3 protein-coding genes are annotated in these 5,169 nt (G+C 39.4%); all 3 read left to right on the top strand.

Features of this window, described 5'->3' with window-relative positions:
* A partial coding sequence (locus ACLL8Z_RS01775; protein ID WP_411273033.1) for a hypothetical protein occupies nucleotides 1-226 on the top strand: 226 nt, incomplete at its 5' end.
* A 10-nt stretch (nucleotides 227-236) separates the two neighbouring features.
* Complete coding sequence (locus ACLL8Z_RS01770) at nucleotides 237-2,117, top strand: RagB/SusD family nutrient uptake outer membrane protein (RefSeq protein ID WP_411273032.1); 1,881 nt, start codon at nucleotides 237-239, stop codon at nucleotides 2,115-2,117.
* Nucleotides 2,118-2,405: 288 nt separating this feature from the next.
* Nucleotides 2,406-5,169: VCBS repeat-containing protein (locus tag ACLL8Z_RS01765; RefSeq protein WP_411273031.1), on the top strand; the 2,764-nt coding region annotated here is incomplete at its 3' end.

Raw genomic sequence — 5,169 nt, 5'->3', positions numbered from 1 at the left:
AAGAAGCAGTGATTACCTTCGACTAAAAAATGTTCAAATAGGTTTTAACCTACCGGCAGCTTTCAGTAAAAAAGCAGGGGTTAGTAATTTCCGCATTTATGTAAGTGGACTTAATCTACTTACATGGGATAAAATGAAAATATATGATCCTGAAACAACAAATGCAAGTGGTCAATACTATCCTCAATCCCGTACTATTAATACAGGCGTTTCGGCGACCTTTTAAATTTAGCGACATGAAAAAGAGAATAACTAATATTTCGTTTATCATTATGATGATATCCGGTATCATGCTTACCTCGTGTAACGATGATTTTTTGAATACCAAGCCCTTGGGTGAGGTAGAAGGAGGAACTACATGGAAAGATGCCGCACTATCCGAAGCTTTTGTATCCGGCATTTACGGTGGTCTGGGTGCTGGCGGGTTTAATGAAGAAATGCTTGCATCAGCCACAGATGAATCTTTGTTCACCCATTCAGGTCGTGGCTATAACAGGGTCAATGAATCTACCATAACAGATGATGATCTTGCCTGGTTTAACCGTCAGGATTTATATCGTTACGAGCGGATGTATGGAAGAATTAGGGCATGTAATATCGCATTGAAAAACCTTGAAACACCAGCGTTTAATGATCCTGTTATGGCAAGCAGATTAAAAGGCGAGGCACTTTTTTTACGTGCTTATTATTATCATCAATTAGTTCGTCTGTTTGGAGGTGTTCCACTTATCGATAAGCCATATGACACCGGATCGGCAGACTATACCGTAGCCAGAAACACGTTCGAAGAGAGTGTTAATTTTATTATTAAAGACCTTGATGCTGCTGTAGTTTTGCTTCAAGGAAAAAATTTAGGCCAGGGGCGAGCTAGCAGAGATGCTGCTTTGGCTATAAAATCCCGAATTTTATTATACGCTGCCAGCGATTTGCATGACGTGCCTACCGCAAAATCTAAATCAGGTATTATTTCCAGCTTTGCAAAGCCAGAATTGCTAGGTTACGTAAGCGGGGCTCGTATGGCAAGATGGACTGCTGCAAAAGCTGCTGCAAAAGCTGTATTGGATTTACCTTACGGATATAAGTTAAATATGAGTTCTCCTGCATCAGCCGCAGAGGGATCAGCAAATTATTTAAGCATCGCAATGGGCGGTGGCAGTGCTGCTCCAGGTATCGATAAATCGGCGTCCAATGAAATCATATTTGGCCGATATTTCATAATTATTAAAGAGGAAGGTGCCCAACGAATGGGTAGAGCTTTAGGTCCTAATGGCTACCACAATTGGGCTGGAAGTACACCTGTTCAGAACCTCGTAGATGACTATGAAATGATGGATGGTACTAAGTTCGACTGGACTGACCCTGTAAAAGTAAAAGATATCTATACAAACAGGGATCCAAGATTTAAAGCTACTTTTCTTTTTGATGGTGCAGATTGGAAACCCCGTACTTCTAATGTAGCTGGTATAGATCCTTCCAATCAAATCCAAACAGGTGTATATGAAGTAGGAACTTTTGGTGCAGCTAAGACTTTCAATGGTTTGGATGCAAGACAAAGTAGCATTGAAAACTGGAATGGATCATGGACAGGTTATTATTTCAAGAAATTTATTGATCCCGATCCTGCAATTGTTGACAGGGATCATAAACAATTTATTCCCTGGCCCTTTTTCAGATATACAGAAGCTGTGTTTAACTATGCTGAAGCTTGTATAGAATTAGGGGAAGAAGCAGAAGCAAGAACCTGGCTGAATAAGATCCGGTTTAGGGCTGGGATGCCAGCAATTACCGAATCAGGACTTGCATTAAAAAATCGGTATAGAAATGAAAGGAGAGTAGAAATGGTTTATGAGGAACAGCGTTTTTACGATGCTAGGCGATGGATGATTGCTTCAACTACTTTGGGTAACAAAGCGGTGATCATTAGGGTTGCAGGCAAATTAAAACCGGGTAAAACGGTTGCTATTTATAAACGTAGCGACAATGATTACAATTACACGTACACACCCGAAGTTACAGGCTTAGAGAACCGTTCATGGAATGATAAAATGTATTTTCTCCCTATGAGTAGAGCCGAGATAGGAAGAAATAATAAATTAATTCAGAATCCTGGTTACTGATTAATTCAGGTTATTAACATATTAATAAAAAACCTATGTCGGTAATTTTGCCGGCATAAGTTTTTTTAAGGAAGTCTTAAATTGTAAAAATTGCTTCAAAATAAAGGAATTCCCTTAAAACATCTGTTTTTTATCATTCTGACTGGTGCATTTCTCTGTCAAAGTTGTCAAAGTCCTTTTAATAAAAATGAAGATTCTTTAAATCCTCTGTTTACTTTATTATCATCTGATAGTACCAATATAGGTTTTAATAATATTTTGACAGAAGGCCTCAATACTAATATCTTAATGTATGAATATTTCTATAACGGCGGCGGAGTAGCGGTTGCCGATGTGAACGGAGATGGATTAGAAGATATTTATTTTACGGGCAATATGACCTCAAACAGGCTATACCTGAACAAGGGAAAAATGCAGTTTGAAGATATTACTGCACCGGCGGGTGTAGCAGGCAGAGAGGGCCCATGGAAAACCGGTGTTAGTATCGCCGATGTGAACGGTGATAGTTTATTGGATATCTATGTTTGCTATTCTGGTAGTTTACGCCCTGAAAAACGTGAAAATCAATTATTTATTAATGAAGGATCGGACGTAAACGGTATTCCTCATTTTAGTGAACAGGCAAAGAAATATGGTCTGGCTAGTCCTGCAACGAGTACCCATGCAGTTTTCTTTGATTATGATAAGGATGCGGATCTGGATATGTTTTTACTGAATCATAATCCCAAATCATTGCCTGTATTGGATGAAGCAAGTACTGCTGATCTGATGAAAAAAACTGATAGTATGGTAGCCGTACGATTATTCAGGAATGACAGAAGTTTTTTTCGTGATGTCACAAAGCAGGTTGGTTTTAGTAGTTCTCCTTTAACCTACGGCCTGGGTGCAGGAATTGCAGATGTCAACGGTGATGGTTGGTCTGATATTTATATTTCTAACGATTATACTATACCTGATTATCTTTATATCAACAACAGGGATGGAACTTTCTCTGATAAGATACAATCCGGTATGGGGCATACTTCTTATTTTTCAATGGGTAACAATATTTCAGATATTAATAATGATGGCTTGCCGGATATTTTCACATTGGATATGTTACCTGAAGACAACCACCGTCAAAAGCAGCTATTCTCCCCGGATAATTATGAAAAGTTTGATCTAAATATCCGAAGTGGTTTTTACTATCAATACATGCGTAATATGCTGCACATCAATAATGGTAATGGTACTTTTAGTGAAGTAGGACAGCTCTCTGGTATCTCCAATACCGATTGGAGCTGGGCGCCACTTTTTGCGGACTATGATAATGACGGATCGAAAGACTTGTATGTTACCAATGGCTTACCTCGTGATTACACCAACATAGACTTTGTAAAATATATGGGAGATTTCCTTCTCAATAGAAATTTAATGCGGGAGGATATATTGAAACTGGTACATAATATGCCATCATCCAATGTTAAGAACTACATGTTTAAAAACAACGGCGATCTCAGTTTCAGCAATATGGGTGAAAAATGGGGATTTAACATCCCTTCCAACAGTAATGGAGCTGCCTATGCGGATTTAGATAATGATGGGGACCTGGATCTGATTGTAAATAATATCAATCAACCTGCTTTTATTTATCAGAACAATTCGGACAAACAATTAAAACATCATTATTTAAAACTTAAACTTCAGGGTGCCGGACAAAATACACAAGGGTTGGGTGCTAAACTATGGATATACACTAAGAACAAGCAACAATACCTGGAGCAGATGCCGACCCGGGGGTATCAATCCAGTGTCTCGCCGGTTTTACATTTTGGTTTGGGCAACAGTAGCGCGATAGATTCTCTTCGGATAGTTTGGCTGAGTGGAAAACAGCAGCTTATTAAAAACATAAAATCGAACCAACAACTTTCGCTACAGGAAAAAAACGCGACGTTGATTTACAAAATACCAGAAGCACTCCCCGCTATATTCAAAGAAGTCAAATTTTCACTTACCTTTCAGCATCAAAAAAATACGATTAATGATTTTAAGCGACAGCCACTATTAATAAACCCCTTGTCTTTTTCAGGACCTTGCTTAGCAAAGGCGGACGTCAATGGCGATGGGCTGGAAGATGTGTTTGTGGGGGGAGCACAGGATCAGGCAGGAGCGCTTTTTTTACAGGATAAAAGCGGAGGGTTCGCCAGAAAAGTACAAGCCGCTTTTGAAGTGGATAAACAAAGCGAAGATTCAGATGCCGCATTTTTCGATGCCAATGGGGATGGATTTATTGATTTATATGTAAGTAGTGGCGGTTATAGCAGCTATGTAGTGGATGACCCTTTATTACAGGATCGTCTTTACATCAATGACGGTAAAGGCAATCTGCGGAAATCGTATAATGCCTTGCCGAAAATGTTGGGTAGTAAAGGATGTGTGCGGGTAACTGATTTTAATGGGGACGGTAATCCGGATCTGTTTGTAGGGGGAAGGGTGGTTCCGGGACGTTATCCCGAAACACCGCAAAGCTATTTGCTGATCAATAATGGGAAGGGCAAGTTTATGGATCAGATTACCACAATCGCACCACAATTGCAAAAAACAGGTATGATAACAGATGCAGCCTGGGTAGATATGAACGGCGATAAAAAGCAGGATTTGATTCTCGTTGGAGAATGGATGCCCCTAACGGTACTAATCAACATCAATGGAAAGCTGATTAATAAAACCAAAGACTATTTTGATAAAGAATATAGAGGCTGGTGGAACAAGCTCTTGGTTGATGACTTGAATGGCGATGGTAAACCAGACCTGGTTATAGGTAACCAGGGTTTGAATACGCAATGCAAAGCAAGCGACAAGGAGCCAGCTGAAATGTTTTATAAAGATTTTGACGTTAATGGATCCATAGATCCTATACTTTGTTTTTATATTCAGGGCAAAAGTTATCCTTATATAACCCGCGATGAACTACTGGATCAGATGAGTGTGATGCGAACCCGTTTCCCGGATTATAAAAGCTATGCGGATGCTACATTGAAAGATATATTTACGGCAGAAGAATTAAAAGGAG

The sequence above is a fragment of the Daejeonella sp. genome, assembly GCF_046590655.1.
In the GTDB taxonomy this organism is placed as follows: Bacteria; Bacteroidota; Bacteroidia; order Sphingobacteriales; family Sphingobacteriaceae; genus Daejeonella.
The sequence above is the reverse complement of the archived record's forward strand: the minus strand, read 5'-3'. Positions and strand labels throughout refer to the sequence as shown.